21 protein-coding genes are annotated in these 22,819 nt (G+C 65.3%); 6 read left to right on the forward strand and 15 right to left on the reverse strand.

All coding sequences use genetic code 11. The features are described from left to right. Positions 1-8: 8 nt before the first annotated feature. From METLW3_RS0111220 to METLW3_RS0111255, 8 genes are all read right to left on the reverse strand, one after another. Complete coding sequence (locus tag METLW3_RS0111220) at positions 9-353, reverse strand: hypothetical protein (RefSeq protein ID WP_024880006.1); 345 nt, start codon at positions 351-353, stop codon at positions 9-11. Then, entirely contained in the window at positions 350-1,402 is a 1,053-nt protein-coding gene (gene queA / locus METLW3_RS0111225) for a tRNA preQ1(34) S-adenosylmethionine ribosyltransferase-isomerase QueA (protein ID WP_024880007.1), read from the reverse strand. The genes METLW3_RS0111220 and queA overlap by 4 nt, the downstream gene beginning before the upstream one ends. Positions 1,403-1,643: 241 nt before the next feature. After that, positions 1,644-2,096 carry a peptidylprolyl isomerase gene (locus METLW3_RS0111230; RefSeq protein WP_024880008.1) on the reverse strand — a complete coding sequence of 151 codons (453 nt, stop codon included), beginning with the start codon at positions 2,094-2,096 and terminating at the stop codon, positions 1,644-1,646. Between the two features lie 82 nt (positions 2,097-2,178). Further along, a complete protein-coding gene (locus METLW3_RS0111235) occupies positions 2,179-2,733 on the reverse strand; it encodes a peptidylprolyl isomerase (protein WP_024880009.1) in 555 nt (184 codons plus the stop codon). Positions 2,734-2,759: 26 nt separating this feature from the next. Further along, positions 2,760-3,260: a pantetheine-phosphate adenylyltransferase gene (gene coaD, locus METLW3_RS0111240; protein ID WP_024880010.1), complete on the reverse strand. Its 501-nt coding sequence runs from the start codon at positions 3,258-3,260 to the stop codon at positions 2,760-2,762. A 63-nt stretch (positions 3,261-3,323) separates the two neighbouring features. Next, positions 3,324-3,614, reverse strand: a complete 291-nt coding sequence (locus tag METLW3_RS0111245; RefSeq protein WP_024880011.1) for a HigA family addiction module antitoxin — start codon at positions 3,612-3,614, stop codon at positions 3,324-3,326. Positions 3,615-3,626: 12 nt separating this feature from the next. Then, the gene (locus METLW3_RS0111250) at positions 3,627-3,905 is read right to left on the reverse strand and encodes a type II toxin-antitoxin system RelE/ParE family toxin (RefSeq protein WP_024880012.1); all 279 of its coding nucleotides are present in this window, start codon (positions 3,903-3,905) and stop codon (positions 3,627-3,629) included. A 43-nt stretch (positions 3,906-3,948) separates the two neighbouring features. After that, entirely contained in the window at positions 3,949-6,459 is a 2,511-nt protein-coding gene (locus tag METLW3_RS0111255) for a PAS domain-containing sensor histidine kinase (RefSeq protein WP_024880013.1), read from the reverse strand. A gap of 285 nt (positions 6,460-6,744) precedes the next feature. Between METLW3_RS0111255 and METLW3_RS26840 the strand changes: the two genes are divergently transcribed. Beyond that, positions 6,745-7,644, forward strand: a complete 900-nt coding sequence (locus METLW3_RS26840) for a flagellar biosynthetic protein FliO (protein WP_024880014.1) — start codon at positions 6,745-6,747, stop codon at positions 7,642-7,644. A 77-nt stretch (positions 7,645-7,721) separates the two neighbouring features. Here the strand turns inward: METLW3_RS26840 and dksA are convergent, their stop codons facing one another. Together dksA and METLW3_RS0111270 are read right to left on the reverse strand one after the other, a co-directional pair. Continuing rightward, a complete protein-coding gene (dksA, locus tag METLW3_RS0111265; protein WP_024880015.1) occupies positions 7,722-8,138 on the reverse strand; it encodes an RNA polymerase-binding protein DksA in 417 nt (138 codons plus the stop codon). An 80-nt stretch (positions 8,139-8,218) separates the two neighbouring features. Continuing rightward, positions 8,219-9,439, reverse strand: coding sequence for an NADP-dependent isocitrate dehydrogenase (locus METLW3_RS0111270; RefSeq protein WP_024880016.1), 1,221 nt, complete (start codon positions 9,437-9,439; stop codon positions 8,219-8,221). 246 nt (positions 9,440-9,685) lie between these two features. Between METLW3_RS0111270 and METLW3_RS0111275 the strand changes: the two genes are divergently transcribed. From METLW3_RS0111275 to METLW3_RS0111290, 4 genes are all read left to right on the forward strand, one after another. Next, positions 9,686-9,931, forward strand: a complete 246-nt coding sequence (locus tag METLW3_RS0111275) for a type II toxin-antitoxin system ParD family antitoxin (RefSeq protein WP_024880017.1) — start codon at positions 9,686-9,688, stop codon at positions 9,929-9,931. A 36-nt stretch (positions 9,932-9,967) separates the two neighbouring features. Continuing rightward, on the forward strand, positions 9,968-10,795 hold the full coding sequence (locus tag METLW3_RS0111280; RefSeq protein WP_024880018.1) for an RNA methyltransferase: 828 nt from the start codon (positions 9,968-9,970) through the stop codon (positions 10,793-10,795). Positions 10,796-10,866: 71 nt separating this feature from the next. Then, positions 10,867-14,328, forward strand: coding sequence for a DNA polymerase III subunit alpha (dnaE, locus tag METLW3_RS0111285; RefSeq protein ID WP_024880019.1), 3,462 nt, complete (start codon positions 10,867-10,869; stop codon positions 14,326-14,328). Further along, a complete protein-coding gene (locus METLW3_RS0111290) occupies positions 14,325-15,236 on the forward strand; it encodes an MBL fold metallo-hydrolase (protein ID WP_024880020.1) in 912 nt (303 codons plus the stop codon). Before dnaE ends, METLW3_RS0111290 begins: the two co-directional genes overlap by 4 nt. Positions 15,237-15,303: 67 nt before the next feature. Here the strand turns inward: METLW3_RS0111290 and METLW3_RS0111295 are convergent, their stop codons facing one another. After that, entirely contained in the window at positions 15,304-16,080 is a 777-nt protein-coding gene (locus METLW3_RS0111295; protein WP_024880021.1) for a DUF1499 domain-containing protein, read from the reverse strand. Positions 16,081-16,247: 167 nt separating this feature from the next. Here METLW3_RS0111295 and METLW3_RS0111300 point away from each other — a divergent pair, with 167 nt between their 5' ends. Beyond that, the gene (locus METLW3_RS0111300) at positions 16,248-16,454 is read left to right on the forward strand and encodes a hypothetical protein (protein ID WP_024880022.1); all 207 of its coding nucleotides are present in this window, start codon (positions 16,248-16,250) and stop codon (positions 16,452-16,454) included. Between the two features lie 188 nt (positions 16,455-16,642). On the opposite strand, the gene tuf is transcribed toward METLW3_RS0111300, so the two are convergent. From tuf to METLW3_RS0111320, 4 genes are all read right to left on the reverse strand, one after another. After that, a complete protein-coding gene (gene tuf / locus METLW3_RS0111305) occupies positions 16,643-17,833 on the reverse strand; it encodes an elongation factor Tu (protein WP_024880023.1) in 1,191 nt (396 codons plus the stop codon). A gap of 409 nt (positions 17,834-18,242) precedes the next feature. Further along, a complete protein-coding gene (locus tag METLW3_RS0111310) occupies positions 18,243-20,588 on the reverse strand; it encodes a TonB-dependent receptor (RefSeq protein WP_024880024.1) in 2,346 nt (781 codons plus the stop codon). A gap of 229 nt (positions 20,589-20,817) precedes the next feature. Beyond that, a complete protein-coding gene (locus METLW3_RS0111315; RefSeq protein WP_024880025.1) occupies positions 20,818-22,122 on the reverse strand; it encodes a dihydroorotase in 1,305 nt (434 codons plus the stop codon). 61 nt (positions 22,123-22,183) lie between these two features. Then, entirely contained in the window at positions 22,184-22,753 is a 570-nt protein-coding gene (locus METLW3_RS0111320) for a hypothetical protein (protein WP_024880026.1), read from the reverse strand. Between the last annotated feature and the right edge of the window lie 66 nt (positions 22,754-22,819).

Here is a 22,819-nt window from a genome sequence, read left to right on the forward strand (position 1 = left end):
TCTCATTGTCAGCTCTTGGCGCCGAGAGACGCCACTTTGACGATCTCATAAAGGCCGAAATCGCGCTCGTTCCAATGCACGGTGAAGCGCTCGCCGACCTTGATCGCGACGCTGCGTAGATCAGTACGCCACGCTTCCGCGGCGCCCATGCCGAAATCCAGAGCGCCGTCGCGCCGCAGCACGAAAGGCCGGCATTTGCCGCCGGAAAGATCGCAGGCGCCGAAAGTCTCCCAATGCGAGATCACGCGGCGGCTGTCGGCGTCTATGCGCAGATCGAGCGTCAGCGGACATTCGGTGCGATCGTCGCGCCAGAGCGCCAGCACGCGCACGTCGAGGAAAGCGACTTCGCTCATTTGCGCAGCAGCAGGCAAGCGTCGCCGTAGGAATAGAAGCGATAGCCGGAAGCGATCGCATGCGCATAGGCCGCACGCATGCGTTCGAGCCCGGCAAAGGCGCAGACCAGCATGAAAAGCGTCGAACGCGGCAGATGGAAATTGGTGAGCAGCGCATCGACGGCGCGGAACCGATAGCCGGGCGTGATGAAGATCGCCGTGTCGCTCGCAAATTCCGCGAGCGTTCCGTCCTCGCGCGCCGCGCTCTCCAGCACGCGCAATGCGGTCGTGCCCACGGCGATGATGCGCCCTCCCCGCGCGCGCGTCTCGTTCAGCGCTTGCGCCGTCGCGGCGTCGAGCGCTCCCCATTCGGAATGCATCTTATGCTCTGCAGTGTCCTCGACCTTCACCGGAAGAAACGTCCCCGCGCCGACATGCAACGTCACGCGATGCAGCGATACGCCTTTCGCCTGCAGCTCTTCGACGAGGCGCGGCGTGAAATGCAGCCCTGCCGTCGGCGCGGCGACGGCGCCGGCGTTGGCGGCGAACAGCGTTTGATAATCGGTCTCGTCGCGCGCGTCGGCGGCGCGTTGGCCGGCGATATAGGGCGGCAGCGGCATGACGCCGGCGGCCTCCACGGCTTCGTCCAGCGCGGCTCCCGCGAGCGAGAAGCCGAGCAATATCTCGCCATTCTCGCCCTTCTCGAGCGCCGTCGCCGCCAGCGCGCCGTCCGCTCCAAAGCACACGGTCTCGCCGATGGCGAGCTTCTTCGCGGGCTTGACGAGCGCGCGCCAGCGATCGGCCGCGACGCGCTCGATCAGCGTCGCCTCTATATGGGCGCGCGTTTCGCCGCGCGCGCGAAAGCCGGAGAGGCGCGCGTGAATGACGCGCGTGTCATTGACGACGAGCGCATCGCCGGGCGCGAGAAAATCGGTCAGATCACGAATGGAGCGCTCGAGGAAGGCGCCGTCCGGCGGAACGACGAGCAGACGCGCGCTGTCGCGCGGCTCGGCGGGACGCAGCGCGATCCGGTCTCGCGGAAGCTCGAAATCGAAGAGATCGACGCGCATGGGGAACTATAGACGGTTCGCGGAGTCATCGTGCGCGACTCCTTCTCCCACGAGTGGGAGAAGGTGGCCCTCGCGTCAGCGAGGGTCGGATGAGGGCCGACGCCCGCACGGCAAAATCCTTTGGCTCGCCACGCATATCGATACGTGGACGCGGCCGCGCCCTCATCCGACCCGGCTTCGCCGGGCCACCTTCTCCCGCGAGCGGGAGAAGGGAGCGCGAACTTTCATTGGCGGCGGAAAATCAGACCAGCGAGGCCTTGACGATCCTGTCCGGGTCCTTCACCGGCTCGCCGCGCTTGATCTTGTCGACATTCTCCATGCCGGAGATCACCTGGCCCCACACCGTATATTTCTTGTCGAGGAAGCGGGCGTCGTCGAAGCAGATGAAGAATTGCGAATTGGCGGAGTCGGGGTTTTGCGCGCGCGCCATGGAGCAGGTGCCGCGCACATGCGGCTCGGCGTTGAACTCCTGTTTCAAATCCGGATATTTCGAGCCGCCGGCGCCGGTGCCGTGCGGACAGCCGGTCTGCGCCATGAATCCGTCGATGACGCGATGGAACACGATTCCATCGTAGAAGCCTTCGGAGACGAGCTTCTTGATATGCGCCACATGATTGGGCGCGAGATCGGGGCGCAGCTTGATCAAAACGTCGCCCTGCGTCGTCTCGAGCTTCAGATTTTCGGCTTCGGACATGTCCACTCCTGTCGGTTTTACATTTCGCCCGGCGAAGCAATCCGAGGGCCGCGGCGCTCGGATCGCAGCGCGAAAGACGCGATCAGCTATTGTCGCCGGCGAGGCGCAGCTTGATGATCTTGTCGGGGCTCGACACTTTTCCATTGTCGGCCTTGTCGCCCTTCTTGATCTTGTCGACGACATCCATGCCGGAGACGACCTCGCCGATCACCGTATATTGCTCTTCGAGATAGCGCGCCGGCGCGAGGCAGATGAAGAATTGCGAATTGGCCGAGTCCGGGCTCTGGCTGCGCGCCATGCCCAGAGTGCCGCGCACGAATTTCTCCTTGGAGAATTCGGCCGGAATATTCGGCAGGTCGGATTTGCCCATGCCCGTGCCGGTCGGATCGCCGGTCTGCGCCATGAAGCCGTCGATGACGCGGTGGAACACGATTCCATCGTAGAAATGGCGCTTGGCCAATGTCTCGATCTGCGCCGCATGCTTGGGCGCGATATCGGCGCGCAGCTTGATGACGATGCGGCCGTCCTTGGTGTCGAGGTAGAGCGTATGGGGCGGAGCGTCCTCCGCGCTGGCCGGGCCGGTAAGCGCGGCGGCGGCGAGAGCGGCGAGCGTGAAGCTGCGGCGATCGATAGGCAATCGAGCCTCCCTTTGCGTTGTTTTTGTCAGCGTCCGGAGAGCGCGCGGCGCAGAACTTCGGCCGCCTCTGGCGGAACGAAGGCCGAGACATCGCCTCCGAGCGAGGCGATCTGCCGCACGAGCGTCGCGGTGATGTGCCGGACCGCCGGAGACGAAGGGTGAAAAATGGTTCTGATCTCCGGCGCCATGGCGAGATTCATCCCCGCCATCTGCATTTCATAGTCGAAATCGGAGCCGTCGCGCAATCCGCGCAGGATCAGCCCGGCGCCATGGTCGCGCGCCGCCTCCACCGCGAGGCCGGCGAAGGAGACCACCTCGAAGCGACAGGAAGCGGCCTCCGCAAGCCCGGCGCAGACCGTCTCGATGAGCACGACGCGCTGCGCGAGCGGGACCAGAGGCGTCTTGCCCGGATGCGCGCCTATGGCGATGACGAGGCGGTCGCAGAGGCTCGCCCCGGCCCGGATCACGTCCAAATGGCCGAGGGTCAGCGGGTCGAAGGAACCAGTGTAGAGCGCCGTGCGGGTCATAACGCGGATATAGGCGATTTCCCGCCTTTCGTCATGGCATGAGAGATGAGCGACCGTCTATTTTCACGCGGATTTAGGGACGAGCCGTTCGACCTTGATCGACCCTGCTCTGGCGCGCACCAGCGAGAGGTCATGGTTCGCCTGCAGACGAAGCCAAGCATCAGCCGTGCTCCCGAGCGCCGCCTCCAGACGGAACGCCATCTCGGGCGTTATCGCCGATCGCCCAGCTATGATGTTATGCAGCTGTTGCCGGGTGACGCCGAGAGCTTTTGCCGCCTCGCTCACAGAAACGCCCATTTCCTCGATGCTGTCTCCGATGGTCTGCCCCGGATGAGGAGGGTTTTTCATCGCCATGATCAGCCTCGCTCAGTGATAGTCGATGAGGTCGACATCTGAGACCTCTCCCTTTTCCAAACGAAAAACGATCCGCCAATTCGCGCGAACCGTGATCGACCAGAAGCCACGCAGCTCACCTTTGAGCGCATGCAGCCGAAAAGTCGCCAATTCCAGGTCCGCCGGAGTTTCGGCAATGTCCAGCAGAGCGAGGATCTGCTTGATCTTGCGGACTTGGTCGGCGCTGACGCCCTTTGGATCATCCTGCTCGAACAGCCGCTTCAAACCCTTGTGCCGAAAGCTCGCGATCACTGATCCTGCCGCTACTGTAAAACATCGATTGACATTTGTCAGCTCACCCCAGGCTCGCCTTCACCGTCTCGATCAGCTGCTTCAGGCTGAAGGGCTTGGGCAAAAAGCCGAAATCCCCCTCTGGCAGATTCTTGGCGAAAGCCTCCTCGGCATAGCCCGAGACGAACACCACCTTCGCCGTCACGCCGCGCTTGCGCAATTCGGCGAACATGGCCGGCCCATCCATCTCCGGCATCACCACATCGGAAACGATGAGGTCGATGCGCTGGCCCTCGCGCTCCACCACTTCCAGCGCCTCGAGGCCGGAGGCGGCCTCCATCACATTATAGCCGCGCGAGCCCAGCGCCCGCGCCGCGAAGGCGCGAACGGCGTCCTCATCCTCCACCAGCAGGATCGTCCCCTGCCCCGTGTAATCGGTGGCGGGCTTGGCGGCCTCGGGCTTGGCGGCGATCTCGCCGACCTCGGGCACATGGCGCGGCAGGAAGATGCGGAACACGGTTCCGCGCCCGAGCTCGCTCGCCGGAAAGACGAATCCGCCCGACTGCTTGACGATGCCGAACACCATGGAGAGGCCGAGGCCCGTGCCTTTGCCGACCTCTTTTGTGGTGAAGAAGGGCTCGAAAATCTTGGCCATCACATCCGGCGCTATGCCCGCGCCATTGTCCTCGACCTCGATCAGCACATATTCGGCCGGCGTGAGCGAGGCCTCGCCGAAGGCGGCGCATTCGCCCGCGGCGATATTGCGCGTGCGCAGCTGGATGCGTCCGCCCGATTCCGGCATGGCGTCACGGGCGTTCACCACCAGATTGATGACGACCTGCTCGAATTGATTGATGTCGGCCTTCACGAACCACAAATCGCGGCCGTGCTTGAGATCGACCTCGACCTTTTCGCCGACGAGACGGCGCAGCAGCATTTGCAGCTCCGTCAGCACGTCGCCGAGCTGCAGCACTTGCGGGCGAAGAGTCTGCCGGCGCGAGAAGGCGAGCAGCTGGCGCGTGAGGCCGGCGGCGCGATTGGCCGTCTGCTTGATCTGGATAATGTCCTGGAAGGACGGATCGGTCGGCCGGTGATTGGCGAGCAGCAGGTCGGAATAGCCGATGATGGCGGTGAGCATATTGTTGAAATCATGCGCCACGCCCCCGGCAAGCTGGCCGACCGCCTGCATCTTCTGCGATTGGGCGAAGCCCTCCTGCAGCTTGCGATGCTCGGTGGTGTCGAGCGCGTAAATGGTCGCGCCCTTCTTGCCGGCGTCCTCCGAGGGGGCGACGAAGAAACGCGCCGAGCGCGTCGGCAGTCCGTCCTCCTCCTGCAGCGTGGCGTCGATGGGCGGCACGTCGCCGCGATTGTCCAGAGCCGCGGCAATGGCGTCCTTCAGCGCGACGCGGTCGCGCTCGACGACGCTGGCCAGCACGGGCCAGGCGGCGGCGCCCTTCAGCGCTTGCGGCAGCAGCTTGGCGAAGGCGGCGTTGGAGCGCGTGACCTTGCCGTCCGGATCGACGGCGGCGATGGCCATGGGCGTCGAATTGAAGAAGCGTGCGAAACGCACCTCGGCGGCGCGCAAATCCTCCTCCGGCTCCTCGCCGGCGGTGCGGTTGAGCACCAAGGTCCGCGAGGCGCCCGGCGCGCCGTCCTGGCCGAAGGCGACGCGATGCAGCAGCCGCACCGGCAGCGAGCGGCCGTTGCGGCGCTTCAGATCGAGGTCGATCTGCGCGGTGCGGACCTCGCCCGAGCCGCCGGTGATGGCGGTGAGCAGAGTCGAGCCATTATTGGCGACGATATCGGCCAGCGAGACGCCGCCCGAGCCGACCTGGGTGAGGTCATAGCCGAGCCAGCCCGCCAGCGTCTTGTTCATATAGGAGATCGCCCCGTCCGGGCCGGCCGAGAAAAAGCCCGCCGGCGCATGGTCGAGGAAGTCGATCGCGTGCTGAAGCTCCTGGAAGACATTCTCCTGGCGCTGGCGATCGGCGGTGGCGTCGACGACTGTCCACAGATTCGTGTGGCGCGCGCCATCGCGCTCGAGAGGGCGCACGCGAATGCGATACCAGCCGACCTCGGCGTCGCCGGTGAGCGGCGGAACGAGGCGCACATCCTCGACATGGGCGCGCTTGGCGCGGGCCGCCTGGGCCAGTCGATAGATCGCCTCCGACACTTCCGCCGGCCCCGAGAACAGACGTTCGACCGTCAGCAGCCCGGCCGGATCGCGCGAGCCGCAGAGCTCGAGATAGGCGTCATTGGCGTAGACGATCTGCGTGTCGCCCTCGGTGACGAGCAGCCCCTCGGAGAAGGAATCGGCGATCTGGCGGGCGATGTCGAGCCGCGCGGAACGGCCCGGAAAGCGCAAAAATCCAACAGCATAGGCGAAGGCGCAGAACACGCCGGCGACAGCGAGCAGCGCCAGCAGGCCGACGGCGAATTTGGGCGCGACCGGCGCCGGCAGCAGCGAGGCCACGACGATCGAGCCCACCAGGACGATGGCGAGCGCGAGGACCAGGCCGACATTGCCGGGGCGTTCGGTGCGGTCATAGGCGGGCGGCGCCGTCCTGTCGGTCACGGGAATCGTCTCATGAATCGTTTCATGGGCCGCCTCATTGGCCGTATCTCGGGCCGTCTCTCGCCGTCGGATGGGCTCCTGCGCCCACAAACGCTGCGGCGCAGGCAGAATCAGGCGGAACAATGGCCCCGGCCGGGGCACATGGCAATGTCCTTGCGCATTTTCCGCAAGCGCGAATCACGAAGAATGCACTATTAACCATTGCTTAACCTTTGAGGCGCGCTTGCGTCCAACGCTGATAGACTGCATTCTCGCGCCGCGTCACGACGAAAGAAAAATCGATTCATGCCGTCCAGCATCACACAGTCGCAGCTCCTGCCGATACTCGCCGCAATTGTCGCGTTCCTGTTCGCGGCGCTGCTGCTCGTCTATATCTACCGGCTCTTGTTCGGACGACGCATCAAGGCTCCGGGGCCGCGCAACCGGCCGCGCCGGCTCGATATCGTCGATACTTTCGATGTCGATGGCGATCGGCAGCTGGTCATCGTGCGCCGGGACAATGTCGAGCATCTTCTACTCATCGGCGGACCGAATGATCTGCTGGTCGAGGCGTCGATCAGCCGCGTCGAGGTCCGCGAGCAGCGTCCGCGCGAGAAGGAGGCGCCCTCCGCCGGCCCCGGCTGGCCGCTCGGCCCTTCCGCCGCGCCGCAGGCGCCGGCTCCCGCCCCTGCGCCGGCCCCGTCTTTTCCGCCGACGCTCGGCCAGGCCTCTTCGCCCGTGGAGAGCGAGGCTCCCAAGCCGCTGGTCGAGCCTGCGCCGCCGCCGTCGGCCGGTCTCGCCCCGCTGCCGCCGGATCTGTTCGGCCCGCCGCCTTCCAAGCCCGTTCCGCCGCCTGCGCCCGAGGCGCCTGCCCGCGCCGGAACGCCGCGCTTCACGCCGCAGCGGCCGCCCTTCACCCCGACGCCGCGCCCGCCGCGGCCCGCGCCGCCGCCTTTCCTGTCGCGCGCCGCCAAGCCGCCCGTCCCGCCGCCGGCCGCCGAGGTCCCCCCTCCGCCGCCGCCCGCTCCCGAGGAGCCGCCGCATCTGCCCACTCCTGAGCCGCCGCCGGAGCCCGTGGCTGTCGAACCGCCCCCGCCGCCTGCGCCGGAGGAGCCCGCGCCGCCGCCCGCCGAGCCTGTCGATCCACTCGACTCGCTGGAGGCCGAAATGGCCCGCTTGCTGGGCCGGCCGGAATCCAAGCCCTGAAAATAAAACAGCGCCCGCGGATGTTTTCCGCGGGCGCTGTTTTGTTTCAAATCCAGAAGAAGCAGCAGAAAGCGCTTTCAGTCGTCCCGATAGACGCGCTCGCGGCGCTCGTGCCGCTCCTGCGCCTCGATCGACAGAGTGGCGATCGGCCGTGCATCCAGCCGCTTCAAGGAAATGGGCTCGCCCGTCTCCTCGCAATAGCCATAGGTGCCGTCCTCGAGCCGCGCCAGAGCGGCGTCGATCTTGGAGATCAGCTTCCTCTGCCGGTCACGCGCGCGAAGCTCGATCGCACGATCGGTCTCCGACGAAGCGCGATCCGCGAGGTCCGGATGGTTTTCGTTCTCGCTCTGCAGAGTGGCGAGCGTGTCGCGGCTCTCCTGCAGGATCTCGTCTTTCCACGCGAGCAGCTTGCGCCGAAAATACTCGCGCTGCCGGTCATTCATAAAATCTTCTTGCTCGGACGGTCTGTAGCTCGCGTCTAGATCCACCGCCATGGCCGCGAATCCTCCCTAAGCCTGAACGCGGCGTCTATATAGCCGCGCCGCTCGGGTAGCACAATCACTTCGTCCGCGTCTCATTTGCCTGCCTGAAGCGCGGCTGCGAGGTTGGAATCGATCTTGTCCAGGAAGCCGGTGGTCGACAGCCATTTCTGATTATGGCCGACGAGCAGCGCCAGATCCTTGGTCATGAAGCCCTGCTCCACTGTGGCGACGCAGACCTGCTCCAGCGTCAGAGCGAAGCGCGCCAGAGCCTCATTGCCGTCGAGCTTGGCGCGATGCGCGAGCGCCCGCGTCCAGGCGAAGATGGAGGCGATGGAATTGGTCGAGGTCGCATGGCCCTTCTGATGCTCGCGATAATGGCGCGTCACCGTGCCATGCGCAGCCTCCGCCTCGACGGTCTTGCCGTCCGGCGTCATCAGCACGCTGGTCATCAGGCCGAGCGAGCCGAAGCCCTGCGCCACAGTGTCGGACTGCACGTCGCCATCGTAATTCTTGCAGGCCCACACATAGCCGCCGGACCATTTGAGCGCCGAGGCGACCATATCGTCGATCAGCCGATGCTCATAGGTGAGCCCATTGGCCTGGAATTGCGTCTTGAACTCGGCGTCGAACACTTCCTGGAACAGATCCTTGAAGCGCCCGTCATAGGCTTTCAAAATCGTGTTCTTGGTCGAGAGATAGAGCGGGAATTTGCGGTTCAGCGCAAAATTCATCGAGGCGCGGGCGAACTCGCGGATCGAATCGTCGAGATTGTACATCGCCATCGCGACGCCGGCACCGGGGAAGCGGAACACTTCCTTCTCGATCACAGTCCCATCGTCGCCTTCGAATTTCATCGTCAGCCGGCCCTTGCCGGGCGTGCGGAAATCGACGGCGCGATATTGATCGCCGAAGGCGTGGCGGCCGATGACGATCGGCTGCGTCCAGCCGGGCACGAGGCGCGGAACATTCTTGGCGATGATCGGCTCGCGGAAGATGACGCCGCCCAGAATATTGCGGATCGTGCCGTTGGGCGACTTCCACATTTCCTTCAGGCCGAATTCCTGCACGCGGGCTTCGTCCGGCGTGATGGTGGCGCATTTGACGCCGACGCCGTGAGTCTTGATCGCCTCGGCGGCGTCGATCGTCACCTGATCGTTGGTGGCGTCGCGGTTCTGAATGGAGAGATCGTAATAGAGCAGCTCGAGATCGAGATAGGGATGGATGAGCTTGTCCTTGATATAGGCCCAGATGATCCGGGTCATCTCGTCGCCGTCGAGCTCGACGACCGGATTCTCGACCTTGATCTTGCTCATGAAATGCCTCTCCCCGCGTGAGCCGCCGGCCTTATAGCGCGCGTAACGCGCGAGGCAAAGCAGGCGCCATGGGCAAATCTGCGAGGCGAAGCGGTTTGCGCGTCTCGTGACGGCGATTTTGATCGACTACTGCCGAATGTTCAGGCGCCGACGCCTACGGCGCGCTCGGCCGAGAGAAAATTCGACCGACGCCAGAAATAGCACGTTATGCGCATAATGTGTTATCCTCCGCCGAGGAGGCGCGCCATGAACGTATCCGTCGGCAAGCATTGGGAAGAGTTCATCGATTCCCTGGTCAAGCAGGGCCGCTACGCCTCGGCGACCGAGGTGATGCGCGAAGGCTTGCGCCTCGTGGAGGAGCGCGAGGCGAAGCTGAAGGCGCTGCGCGAGACGATTGAGGCGTCGCTGGCCGAAGGGGGCGAGCACAGCAGCAAGGACGTGGCCGCTCATCTCGACAGGAGAGCCGCGGAAGTGAAAGCGAGAGGATATTGATTTGCGCCGTAATGGGCGAGACCGAGCATTGATCCCGTGACCGGCGCTGGAACCGACCACACCAAGCCAAAGCTCGAAGGCGGGCCGACCATTGTGCTCGTGCGGCCGCAGCTCGCGGTCAATATTGGCATGTGCGCGCGCGCCATGGCCAATTTCGGGCTCTCCGATCTGCGGCTCGTCGCGCCGCGCGAGGGCTGGCCGACGCGCGATCCCGTGTATCGCGAGGCCTCCTACGCGGCCGCCGCCGGCGCCGCGCATCTGCTCGATTCGGCCAAGCTCTACGAGAGCGTGCGCGAGGCGATCGCCGATCTTTCCTTCGTCTATGCGGCGACGGCGCGCGGGCGGGGACAGGTGAAGCCCGTGGTGACGCCCGCGACCGCAATGTCCTCTACAGTCGTGCGCATCAAAGCCGGCGAGCGTCATGGCGTGATGTTCGGGCCGGAGCGCACGGGGCTCGACAATGACGACGTCGCGCTCGCCGATTCGATTCTGACCTTTCCGGTCAATCCCGCCTATGCCTCGCTCAATCTGGCGCAGGCGGTGCTGCTCACCGGCTATGAATGGTTCCGCTACGCCCATGGCGAGACGCTGCCCTTCGACGTCACCGAGCGCTCGCCGCCCGCCACCCGCGAGATGACGCTGGCCTTCTTCGACTATTTGGAGAAGCATCTCGACGAGCGGCAATTCTTCCGTCCCGAGACGAAGAAGCCGGTGATGTCGCGCAATCTGCGCAATATGTTTCACCGCATGAACATGACCGAGCAGGATGTGCGCACGCTGTGGGGCGTGGTGGTGCGGCTTGTGGAAGGCCCGCGGCGCGAGCCGAAGAAGGCGAGGCGACGCAAGTCCGAGGAGCAGAGCTGAACCAGCGCCGCTCCTTCTCCCGCCCTGCGGGAGAAGGAGCGGCGCACACTGGTTGCTGATATGATCCCCATATGTCCCGCTTCGCCGAGCTCGCGACTGCGACCAATTTTTCCTTCCTGCGCGGCGCCTCGCATCCCGAGGAGATGGTCGCGCAGGCGATGGCGCTCGGCCATATCGGCATAGGCATAGCCGATCGCAATTCGCTCGCCGGCGTCGTGCGCGCTCATTCCTATCTGCGCGAACATGCGGCCGAAGCGCCCGGCTTTCATCTCGCCATTGGCGCGCGCCTCGTCTTTGCCGACGAGACTCCGGATGTTCTCTGCTATCCGAAGGACCGCGCCGCCTATGGCCGTCTCTGCCGGCTGCTGACGCGCGGCAATATGCGCGCGCAGAAGGGCGAGTGCCGCCTTTTCCTCGACGATCTCCTGGAATTCGCCGAAGGCCAGCAGCTCATCGCGATGGAGGGCGCGGCGCTTCCCCCCGCCCTGCTCGCGGCCGCATGCGGCCGACTGTGGCTCGCCGCGACCGCGCTCTATGGCGTCGATATGCGCGCCGCCCTCGCCCGCCGCATCGCGCTCTCACGCGAGACCGGCCTGCCTCTCATCGCAGTGAACGAGCCGAACATGCATGTTCCCGAGCGCCGTCCGCTCGCTGACGTTCTCGCCTGCGTGCGCGAGAAGACGACGCTCGATAATGCCGGCTATCTGCTCTCCGCCAACGCCGAGCGCTCGCTGAAGAGCGGCGCAGAAATGGCGCGGCTCTTCGTGCAGGCGCCGCAGGCGGTGGAGGAGACGGCGCGCTTTCTGGAAGGTCTTTCCTTCCGTCTCGACGCGCTCGCGCATAATTATCCGAGCGAATTGCGCGAAGGTTTCGCCAGCGAGCAGGAGGCGCTCGAATATTACGCGCGCGAAGGCGCGAGGATGCGCTATCCAAACGGCGTTCCCGATAAGGTCGAGGCGCTGCTGCGCCATGAGCTGAAGCTGATCGCCGAGCTCGGCTACGCCGCCTATTTTCTCACTGTCCACGACATTGTGCGTTTCGCGCGCAAAAAGGACATTCTCGCGCAGGGGCGCGGCTCGGCCGCCAATTCCGTGATCTGCTTCTGCCTCGGCGTCACCGAGGTCGATCCGACCAAGCATGATCTCCTCTTCGAGCGCTTCGTCTCCGCCGCGCGCAACGAGCCGCCCGATATCGACGTCGATTTCGAGCATGAGCGGCGCGAAGAGGTCATGCAATATATCTACGCGCGCTATGGCCGCGAGCGCGCCGGCCTCACGGCGACGGTGGTCTCCTATCGCTCGCGCTCGGCCATTCGCGAGGTCGGCAAGGCTTTCGGTCTTTCCGCCGATGTCGTCTCGCGGCTCTCGAACAATGTCTGGGGAGGAATGGCGCAAGGAGAGGCGTCCCCACCTCCCCCTCGAGGGGGGAGGTCGAGCGCCGAAGGCGATCGGGAGGGGGTGAAACCCCGAGTCTTTGCCGTTGAACCCCACCCCGTCCGGCTATCGCCGGCCGACCCTCCCCTTAAAGGGGAGGGTGAGCGCGAGCCGCGTCTCGCCAAGGCGCTGGAGCTGACACGCGAGCTGACCGGCTTTCCGCGCCATCTCTCGCAGCATACGGGCGGCTTCGTCATCACGCGCGATCGGCTGGACGAGATTGTCCCGCTCGCGCCCGCCGCCATGGAAGGCCGCACGACGATCGAATGGGACAAGGACGATCTCGACGCGCTGCGCATATTGAAGATCGACGTGCTGGCGCTCGGCATGCTCACCTGCCTGCGCAAGGGCCTCGCCCTGCTGGCCGAGCGCTATGACGTCGTGCATCGCCTTTCGTCGATCCCGGCGGAGGAGGAGAGCGTCTATGACATGATCTCGCGCGCCGATACGATCGGCGTGTTCCAGATCGAGAGCCGCGCGCAAATGTCCATGCTGCCGCGGCTGCGGCCGCGGGAGTTCTACGATCTCGTCATAGAGGTGGCGATCGTGCGGCCCGGCCCCATTCAGGGCGATATGGTTCACCCATATCTCCGCCGTCGTATCGGCAAGGAGCAAGTGTCCTTTCCTTCGGCAGAGCTCGAGCAAGTGCTGCGCAAGACGCTCGGCGTGCCTTTGTTCCAGGAGCAGGCGATGCGCATCGCCATCGTCGCCGGCGGCTTCACGCCCGATGAGGCGGATCGGCTGCGCCGCGCCATGGCGACGTTCAAGCGCGTCGGCACGATCGGAACCTTCCGCGCCAAAATGCTCGCCGGCATGGAGGCGCGCGGCTATAGCCGCGAATTCGCCGAGCGCTGCTGGGGGCAGATCGAAGGCTTCGGCTCCTATGGTTTCCCCGAGAGTCACGCGGCGTCTTTCGCTCTGCTCGTCTATGCCTCCGCCTGGCTCAAATGCCGTTATCCGGACGTGTTCTGCTGCGCCTTGCTGAACGCGCAGCCCATGGGCTTCTATGCCCCGGCGCAGATCGTGCGCGATGCGCAGGAACATGGCGTCGGCGTGCATGAGGTCGATGTGAACGCCTCCGATTGGGATTGCACGCTGGAGACGCGCGCGCAGGCGACGCCGCTGCATTCGCGCCACGCCTCCATGGCCGGCGACATTCGCGCGACGCATGATGTGCGGCTCGGCTTCCGCCAGATCGTCGGCCTGCGCGAAGCGGACATGAAGCGCCTCGTGGCGAAGCGCGGCGCGGGCTATGATTCCGTGCGCGATCTATGGCTGCGCGGCGGGCTCGAGCCATCGACGCTCGAGCGCTTGGCGGAGGCCGGCGCCTTCGCCTCGCTCGGCCTGCCGCGACGCGACGCGCTCTGGGCCGTGCAGGCGCTCAATCGCGCCGGCGACAAGGACGATCTCCCGCTGTTGCGCGCGCTCTCCTTCGCGCCGCAGGAGGAGGACGCGAACCTCCCGCCCATGCCGCTCGGGGCGGAGGTAGTGGAGGATTATCGCTTTCTGTCGCTGTCGCTGAAGGCGCATCCAATGGCGTTTCTGCGCGCGCGGCTCGAGGCCAAGGGGATCATGCCCTGTGGGGCGCTCGGCGGCGGCCCCCTCCCACACCCTCCGCCGAAAGGCCCCCTCCCCAACCCTCCCCCGCAAGCGGGAGAGGGAGCAGGCTCCACACTTCATCGAGATTTCGCGCAACGCCGGCCGCTCCCCTCTCCCGCGCAGCGGGGGAGGGTGAGGGAGGGGGCAACGGGCCAAGGCGCGCGCGAGGGCGCCCGCGTGACAGTCGCCGGCCTCGTGCTGGTGCGGCAGCGGCCGGGCTCGGCGAGCGGCGTGATCTTCATGACGATCGAGGACGAGACGGGAATCGCCAATATCGTCGTCTGGCCGAAACTGTTCGAGCGCCAGCGTCCCGAGGTCATCGGCGCGCGGCTGGTGGCGGTCACGGGGCGCGTGCAGAATGAATCCGGCGTCGTCCATGTGATCGCGCAGAAGATCGAGGATCTGACGGCCGATCTGCGCCTGCTCGAGCAATCGCGCGGCGCAAACGCAAGCGAGGCCAAGGCGCGCGAGGCAATCCCGAAGGGACGCAATTTTCAATGACCCGAGACGACTTCCTCACCACCTTCGACTCTCCGCCGGGCGCGCTGCAACGCTTGTCGCCGGCGACGCGCCGCATCGTCGCGCCCAATCCCGGCGCCTTCACCTATACGGGCACTTGCAGCTACATCATCGGGGAAGGCGAGGTCGCGATCATCGACCCCGGCCCGGCGGACGCCTCCCATATAGAGGCGCTGCTCGCCGCCATTGCTGGCGCAACGCTGCGCTATCTGCTCGTCACCCATACGCATCGCGACCACTCCCCGGCGGCGCGCGTTCTGGCGGAGAAGACCGGCGCGACCATCGCCGGCTGCGCGCCTTATGCGCCGCCGCCCGATCTTTCGGTCACTGGCCCCGGCCTCGACGCCTCGCATGACAAAACATACGCGCCCGACATGTCCCTCGCCGATGGCGATAGGCTGAGCTTCGGCGGCCTCACCATCGAGGCCGTCGCGACGCCCGGCCATACGACCAATCATCTCTGCTTCGCGCTGGCCGAGGAGGCGACGCTCTTCACCGGCGATCATGTGATGGCCTGGGCGACCACCGTCATCGCGCCGCCGGACGGCTCCATGGGAGAATATTTCGCTTCGCTGGAAAAGTTGCGCGCGCGCGACGATCGCCTCTATTGGCCCGCCCATGGCGGGCCAGTGAAGGAGCCGCAACGCTATCTACGCGCCCTGCTCCACCATCGCCGGCAGCGTGAGGCGGCCATCCTCGAGCGGCTCGAGGCCGGCGACGAGACGATCGCCGCCATGGTCGCGCGCATTTACGAGGGCTTCGACGCGAGCTTGCAGAGGGCGGCGGCGCTCTCCGTCTTCGCCCATCTCGAAGATTTGATCGAGCGCGGGCTCGCCCGTTCCGACGGGCCGGCGACATTGGAGACGCGGTATTTCAGAGTGAGCGAATAGGGAGTAGCGAATAGCGAATAGCGGCGTCCCAGTTCTACTCGCTATTCGCTACAAACTCCCTACTCCCTCACTTCTCGTTCAACCCCGCCTGCAGCTCCTCGGCGAATTGGCGGATGCGCTTTGCGTTGGCGCCGAAATCATGGCGCCCGTAACGGGAGGCGGAGCGCACGTCTATGCGCGTCTGGCCGGCGAGCGGGCGCAGCCGCACGGCGATATCGTCGGCAAAGCCCATCACCAATGTGCGGTCGAGAAAATCGAGATGGCCGATGCCGGAACGGCCGCCCGGCGGACGCTGGTCGATGACGCGCCAGCCGCGGCTCTGCGCCGTCTCCAGCACCAGCTGATAGGCCTCGTCCGGCTCGAGATCGACGACGATCGGCTCTATGTCCGGATAGCCGTCCCTCTGCCGCTCCGCAGTGTCGGCGTCGAAGCCCGCGGGCGTGAAGCCGGCGCGCGCCGCGACGGCCGCCCGCGAGGTGGAAAAGCGCGGCGGATCGGCCGTATCCGTCGAGACGTCGGATAGCACCGGCAGACGCACGGCCTGGACGGCGAGATAGGCCGGATAGCCGAGCGTCACGGCGGCGAGAAAGGCGCCGCCGAGCGCCTCGCCCAGCCCGCGCCGGCCCTCCTGCCAGATGACGACGCAGGCGGCGAGAAACAGCAGCAGCGCGACGAGCGCCACCACGATCGCGCCGCCGAGCACGGCGAGCGAGGCCTGCGGCTCCACCGCATTGGCGCGCGCGAGGATCACGGCGATCGCCGCCACCGGCAGAGAGAAAACAGCGAGCCGCCGGCACCAGACCGCGGCGTTGGAGACGGGCTCTTCGGGGATATGGCGCAGCATGAGGCGATCATAGCATCGATCGCGGCGCGGCTCATCCACAGGGGCATGTGGAAGTCGCGCGGCGGGCTCCGCGATTTTACGAATAGTTTACCGGGGTAAGGGAGACTTTAAATCAAATGCACGCATTCCTCGAGCGCCCCGCAACCGTTCAGTAGAGAGTAGCCGCCATGTCGAAGCTCGTCGCCACCGATTTCAGCGAAGCGCAATCCGCCGACCGTCCGCATGATCTGCTCACCCGCCTCTATCGCGAGATCGGCATTTCGGCCGTCGCCGCGGCGCTCGAGGTGATGGCGCATCCGAGCCATGACGAGACTGAGGCCTCCGAGGACGCGCGCCTGCCGGCAATCCTCCTCGAGGAGCAGCTCGCGGCCTGACGGTCCACAACTCTCTTCTCCCCGACTTGGGACCGCGAGCCATTCGGCTCGCAGTCCCTTTTTTCGAAGCGAGCCCGAAAGGCTCGCTTTCTTATTCGATGATCGAGGCGACGACGCCGGCGCCGAGCACGAGCGCTTCGCGCTCGTGCAAACCTAATGCGGTTGTCGCGACGGCGTGCTCGCTCCGATCACTCGATGATCGAAGCGACCACGCCTGCTCCAACCGTGCGGCCGCCTTCGCGGATGGCGAAGCGCAGCTTCTCCTCCATGGCGATCGGAACGATGAGGTTCACCTCCATCGCCACATTATCGCCCGGCATCACCATCTCGACGCCCTCAGGGAGCGTCACAATGCCGGTCACATCCGTCGTGCGGAAGTAGAACTGCGGACGATAGTTGGTGAAGAACGGCGTATGACGGCCGCCCTCTTCCTTCGTCAGAATATAGGCTTCCGCCTTGAACTTGGTGTGCGGCTTCACCGAGCCGGGCTTCGACAGAACCTGGCCGCGCTCCACGTCCTCGCGCTTGGTGCCGCGCAGCAGCGCGCCGATATTGTCGCCCGCCTCGCCCTGATCGAGCAGCTTGCGGAACATTTCCACGCCCGTCACCGTCGTCTTGATCGTCGGGCGAATGCCGACGACCTCGACTTCCTCGCCGACCTTGACAATGCCGCGCTCGACGCGGCCCGTCACCACCGTGCCGCGGCCAGAGATCGAGAACACGTCCTCGACCGGCATCAGGAAGGGCTGATCCTTCGGACGCTCCGGCTGCGGGATGTATTCGTCGACCGTCTGCATCAGCTTCAGGATCGCGTCATGGCCGATCTCGGGCGTCTTGTTCTCGAGCGCCGCCAGGGCCGAGCCCTTGGTGATCGGAATATCGTCGCCGGGGAACTCGTATTTCGACAGCAGCTCGCGAACCTCGAGCTCGACGAGCTCGAGCAGTTCCGGATCGTCGACCATGTCGACCTTGTTCAGGAACACGACGAGCGCCGGCACGCCGACCTGGCGGGCGAGCAGGATGTGCTCGCGGGTCTGCGGCATCGGGCCGTCGGCGGCGGAGACGACGAGGATGGCGCCGTCCATCTGCGCGGCGCCGGTGATCATGTTCTTCACATAATCGGCGTGGCCGGGGCAGTCGACATGGGCGTAATGGCGATTGGCGGTCTCATACTCGACATGCGCCGTCGAGATGGTGATGCCGCGGGCGCGCTCTTCCGGGGCCTTGTCGATCTGGTCATAGGCCGTGAAGGTCGCGCCGCCCGTCTCGGCCAGAACCTTGGTGATCGCCGCCGTCAGCGACGTCTTGCCATGGTCCACGTGACCGATCGTGCCGATGTTGCAATGCGGCTTCGTGCGTGAGAATTTTTCCTTGGCCATGCTTTCTGGTTCCCGGTTGCGGCGCGCCTCGCGTCCCGCGCGCGCGTGCCTTTAAGGCGGTTGCCGCTTTTCTTCAAGAGCGTTCGCGATTCCGCCGGGCCGCCCAAACAAGATAGGGGAGGCGCCGCCGATCGCCGCCTCCCCTCTCAGTATCTTTTAGATCAGAGACTTGAGCTCAGAACTTGAGCTCAGGACTTGAGCTCAGAACTTGAGCTCAGAACTTGAGCTCAGGACTTGAGCTCAGAACTTGAGCTCAGGACTTGAGCTCAGAACTTGAGCTCAGGACTTGAGCTCAGAACTTGAGCTCAGGACTTGAGCTCAGAACTTGAGCTCAGGACTTGAGCTCAGAACTTGAGCTCAGGACTTGAGCTCAGGACTTGAGCTCAGGACTTGAGCTCAGGACTTGAGCTCAGAACTTGACCTTGACGCCGCCATAGACGGAGACCGGCGCGCCCGGAACATAAGTGCGCGCATTGGTGAAGCCGCCGGCCGACGCGGTCGCATTGCCGCTGTTGTCGAAATAGGTCCCGAAAGTATAGTAGCGCCGATCGAAGAGGTTTTGCGCCAGCGCATAGACCTCGACATTCTCGGTGACCTTATAGGAGGTCTTCAGATTGACGACGCCCCAGGAGGGCAGCGGCTTGTCGAGATTGGACTCGTCGCCGCGCAGCCGCACGCCGCTCGTGAAGATGTAATCGGCGCCGAACTTCCACTCGGGCGTGATGAAGTAATCGAAGCCGAGCTTCACGCGATGGCGCGGCACGCCCGGCATCACATTGCCCGGCCGCACATGGATGAGGCCATTGGCGTCGGCGTAGGGATTGCTTTCCGACTGCACATCGAAGGCGCTACGGAAGGTGGCGTCGATCAGCGCATAATCGGCATAGAGGCTCAGCTGGTCGTTGCGCCAAGCGACGCCGGCTTCGACGCCTTGGCGGCGGGTGGCCCCGACATTGGCGAAATAGCCCCTGCCCTGGATCACATTCGACGGCAGCGAGACGATGTCGTCGCTGTTCACGGCGCGGAAGATATCGACCTTCCACTCGAGCCGGCCATGGTCCGGCCCGATGTCGTGATAGCCGCGGAAGCCGATCTCGCCGCTGCGCGTCACCACCTGCTTCAACGGCGGATCGGCGACGAGGAAGCTGTCGATCGTGCATGGATGATTGGCGTCGGCGCAGCCGTTCTCGAGCGCCGTCGGCGCGCGGTTCGCCTCCGAATAATTGCCATAGACGGTGAATTCGGGGATGAAAGTATAGGTGAGGCCGGCGACCGGATTGACGCGCTGATAGCTCTTGTCACTGTTGAGGCGCACGCCCAAACGATCATAGAGCGTGATTTCCGCGCTATTGAAACGCAGGCCGGCGGTGAGCGTGAGCTTGTCGGTCAGATCGAGCGTGTCGAGCGCATAGACGCCGTAATAAAGGTTGCGCGCGAAGACCGAGGAGGGTTGGAATCCGCCTTCGGGGACCGAGTTGAAATATTGCAGCCCGGTCGATGTGACATTGAAATCGCCCTGCAGAATGCCGAGTTCCGAATAGCCTCGAAAGTCGGTGAATTGGCGATCAAACGAGCCGCCGACGATGAGCTTGTTCTTGAAGTCGGCGATCTTCTCGTCATAGGTCCCCTGAATCGCGCCGCCATAGGAACGCGAATGGGTGCGCGAATAGTCGATCGTCGCCGGCAGGCCCCCGGCGAGCACCGAGGACCGAATATAGGCGCCATTGGGTCCGATCAGACGACGCTGCGCATTGGTCGGCACATTGCCGATGAAGGGGTCGTTGTCCTGGCAGACGAAGGTTTTGGAGCTGCAGGTCTCCATATCGGCGATATTGCCGTCGATATGCGCCTGCTGATAGTCGCGGTAATAGAAGTTGCCGTTGAGCTTCAGCGCGCTCGAAACGTCATAGGAGCCCTTCAGATTGAGGAAGTGCAGCTCATTGGTCGAGCTCTGCGGCGTCGTGTAGACGGAGCTGTAGTCGCGCTGGAGCATCTCGACCGGCGTCGCCGCGGCGGCGCCGAGACGCGTCGTAGCGCCCGTGTAGTTCAAATGGAACTCGGCCTTGTCGCCCTTATAGCCGAGATCGAGATAGCCGCGCAGCAGCTCCGAGCCGGAACGCTTGCGCCAGCCGCTGTCGCCGAGCGCCTCGAAGGCCGAATAAATGGCGAAATCGCCGTATTTCTGGCCGACCTGCGCCGCGCCATAGCGACGGCCGAAGGAGCCGCCGCGTCCCTCCAGCTCATAGCCCTGCCAGGTGAAGCCGTTCTTCATCTCCAGCGTCAGAGCGCCGCCGAGCGCATTGAGGCCGAACAGCGGATTGCCGCTGACCAGCTCGCTATTGGCGATAGCGACCGTGGGAATGAGGTCGAAATTGACGACGTCGCCGAAGGCCTCATTGATGCGCACGCCGTCCTGATAGACGGCGAGGCCCTGCGGCGTGCCGGACACCGGCGAGGCCGAGAAGCCGCGATAGGTGAGATCGGGCTGGAAGGGATTGCCCGCGACATCGACGATGGACACCGAAGCGTTGCGGCGCTGCAGAGTGTCGGTGATGACCAGCGCGCGGTCGCGATCGAGATCGCTACGCTTGGTCATGATCGGATTGGTCGGGACCTTCGACCTCTCGATTCCCGCGCCCGCCTCCGGGGCCGCCGCTATAACGTCGATGTCGGGCAGCGCCTCCTGGGCGCGCGCCTGCAGCGCAGGCGCCGCGGCGACCATCAGCGCGACGAGGGAAATACGGGAACCAAGCATCGCTTCTCTTCCACTTGACGGCCCGGCCGCTCGGGCGATTTTCTCGTCGAAGGCGACGCGTCGCGGGAAAACGAACGTAGAATCAGGACTAACGCCCCGCCTTCGGTTCGCGGAAGTTACGGGCAGTTAACCTACGTACCTATTTCAAAGATTCACAATCCACTTGCCGCTTTTTCCCGAAATTGGCGAAATCACGGCGGGAAGACGCTTTTTTCGTTATGGCTCTGCTCTAGGCGTCCGGCCGCTCGAAGACGGATTCTCCCGCGACGAATGTCGATTTCACCCGACCTTGCAGGCGCGCCGTGTCGAAGGGCGTGTTCTTGCAGCGGGAATGCAATTCGGCCGGATCGACGACAAAGGGCTCGTCCGGATCGAAGCGGATGAGGTCGGCCGGCGCGCCTTTGGCGAGACGTCCCTGCTCCAGGCGCAAAATCTCGGCCGGCCGTGTGGACATGGCCCGCAGCAGCGTCGGCAGCGGAACATCGCCCGAATGGACGAGCCGCAATCCCGCCGCCAGCATGGTCTCGAGGCCGACGGCGCCGGCCTCGGCCTCGGCGAAAGGCAGGCGCTTCATCTCCACATCCTGCGGATCATGGTCGGAGAGAATGACGTCGATGAGCCCGCTCGCCACCGCCTCCACCAGAAGCCGGCGCTCGTCCTCATGGCGCAGCGGCGGCCGCAGCTTCAAAAAGGTGCGATAGTCGCCGATGTCGTTCTCATTGAGCGTCAGATGATTGATCGTGGTCCCGCAAGTCACCGGCAGGCCGCGCGCCTTGGCCTGCTCGAGCGCCGCCAGCGACAGGCCATTGGCCACGATGGAGGCGTGGTAGCGCGCGCCGGTCAGCTCGACGAGACGCAAATCGCGATCGACGATGACGGCCTCCGCCTCCTTGGGCACGCCGGCGAGGCCGAGGCGCGTCGCCAATTCGCCGTCATTCATGACGCCCTCGCCGACGAGGTCGCGATCCTCCGGGAAATGGATGATGAGCGCGTCGAAATCGCGGGCGTAGGTCATGGCCCGGCGCATGGTCTGGGCGTTGCGAAGCGAGCGCTTGCCGTCAGAGAATGCGATCGCTCCGGCCTCGCGCAGCAGGCCGAATTCAGAGATTTCCTTGCCCTCGCGCCCTTTGGTGAGCGCGGCCATGGGCAGCACGCGGACGCGGCCGGTGTCGCGGGCGCGGCGCAGAACGAAGTCCACGACGGCCGGATCGTCGATCGGCGGCGAGGTGCCGGGCGCGGCGACGATGGTGGTGACGCCGCCGGCCGCCGCCGCCGCCGTGGCGGTGGCGATGGTCTCGCGATGCTCGGCTCCCGGCTCGCCGAGAAAGGCCTGCATGTCGATGAGGCCGGGCGCGAGCACATCGCCCGCGCAATCGACGATTCGCACGCCCTGCGGCGCGGACTCGGCCGTCAGCGCCGGGCCGAGATCGGCGATTTTTCCGTCGAGGACGAGGAGCCCCCCGCGCGTCTCCACGCCGGAGGCGGGGTCGACGAGGCGGGCGTTCACGAAGAGGAGAGGCGCATGCGGCGGCATGGGGCCTGCTTAGGCCATTTCGGCCGATAAGGGAACGCGCCGGGGGAATTTCGCGGCGCGCCTATCGCGCCGATTTCTCCGCTTCCTCGAGCGCGGCGAAGCGCACCTGCACATCGGCCCCATCGGCGGGCGGCGAGGCGAGGCGGGCGCGGAACTGCACGCTCTCCCCGGCGGCGAGGCGCATTTTCGGCGCGGCGGCGGTCCAGCTGTAGCGCTCGCGGCCGTCGGCGCCGCGGATGGCCAGCGCCATGGGCGGCACGCGATTGGCCGAGCGCCGCAGATTGACGATCTCGCCCTCGACGGTCAGCACCTTTCGTGATCCCTCGGTGACGATCTTGGAGGTGACGCCGCGCAGATCGAGCCCGGCGGCGTTGACCTTCAGTCCCATCGCCGAATAGAGCGCCGTCGCGAAGGGCATGACCCGCACGATCTTCTCGCGCATGCCGATCAGAGCCATGGCTCCGAAGACGACGGCGATGATCGCCGCGATCAGCGGCAGCAGGCGCTGGCGCCGCTCATCGACGAGATCGCTCTCGCGCGGCGGCTCCCGCCACAGCCGGGCCTCGTCCGGATCATGGGCCTTAGGGGCCGAGCCGACCGGAGAATTGTGCGGGGCGAGGTCGTTGCGCATGGCCGGTCTCCGAACCGTGGGCGGCCGCTTCGGAATCGGCCGCCGACATGTCGTCGATTAGCCGCC

This window comes from Methylosinus sp. LW3, assembly GCF_000527115.1.
Lineage (GTDB): Bacteria > Pseudomonadota > Alphaproteobacteria > Rhizobiales > Beijerinckiaceae > Methylosinus.

Coding starts and splice junctions, on each gene's coding strand:
- METLW3_RS0111220 (WP_024880006.1), bottom strand. CDS start 353: ATGAGCGAAGTCGCTTTCCTCGACGTGCGCGTGCTGGCGCTCTGGCGC.
- queA (WP_024880007.1), bottom strand. CDS start 1,402: ATGCGCGTCGATCTCTTCGATTTCGAGCTTCCGCGAGACCGGATCGCG.
- METLW3_RS0111230 (WP_024880008.1), bottom strand. CDS start 2,096: ATGTCCGAAGCCGAAAATCTGAAGCTCGAGACGACGCAGGGCGACGTT.
- coaD (WP_024880010.1), bottom strand. CDS start 3,260: ATGACCCGCACGGCGCTCTACACTGGTTCCTTCGACCCGCTGACCCTC.
- METLW3_RS0111245 (WP_024880011.1), bottom strand. CDS start 3,614: ATGGCGATGAAAAACCCTCCTCATCCGGGGCAGACCATCGGAGACAGC.
- METLW3_RS26840 (WP_024880014.1), top strand. CDS start 6,745: ATGCCGTCCAGCATCACACAGTCGCAGCTCCTGCCGATACTCGCCGCA.
- dksA (WP_024880015.1), bottom strand. CDS start 8,138: ATGGCGGTGGATCTAGACGCGAGCTACAGACCGTCCGAGCAAGAAGAT.
- METLW3_RS0111270 (WP_024880016.1), bottom strand. CDS start 9,439: ATGAGCAAGATCAAGGTCGAGAATCCGGTCGTCGAGCTCGACGGCGAC.
- METLW3_RS0111275 (WP_024880017.1), top strand. CDS start 9,686: ATGAACGTATCCGTCGGCAAGCATTGGGAAGAGTTCATCGATTCCCTG.
- dnaE (WP_024880019.1), top strand. CDS start 10,867: ATGTCCCGCTTCGCCGAGCTCGCGACTGCGACCAATTTTTCCTTCCTG.
- METLW3_RS0111290 (WP_024880020.1), top strand. CDS start 14,325: ATGACCCGAGACGACTTCCTCACCACCTTCGACTCTCCGCCGGGCGCG.
- METLW3_RS0111295 (WP_024880021.1), bottom strand. CDS start 16,080: ATGCTGCGCCATATCCCCGAAGAGCCCGTCTCCAACGCCGCGGTCTGG.
- METLW3_RS0111300 (WP_024880022.1), top strand. CDS start 16,248: ATGTCGAAGCTCGTCGCCACCGATTTCAGCGAAGCGCAATCCGCCGAC.
- tuf (WP_024880023.1), bottom strand. CDS start 17,833: ATGGCCAAGGAAAAATTCTCACGCACGAAGCCGCATTGCAACATCGGC.
- METLW3_RS0111310 (WP_024880024.1), bottom strand. CDS start 20,588: ATGCTTGGTTCCCGTATTTCCCTCGTCGCGCTGATGGTCGCCGCGGCG.
- METLW3_RS0111315 (WP_024880025.1), bottom strand. CDS start 22,122: ATGCCGCCGCATGCGCCTCTCCTCTTCGTGAACGCCCGCCTCGTCGAC.
- METLW3_RS0111320 (WP_024880026.1), bottom strand. CDS start 22,753: ATGCGCAACGACCTCGCCCCGCACAATTCTCCGGTCGGCTCGGCCCCT.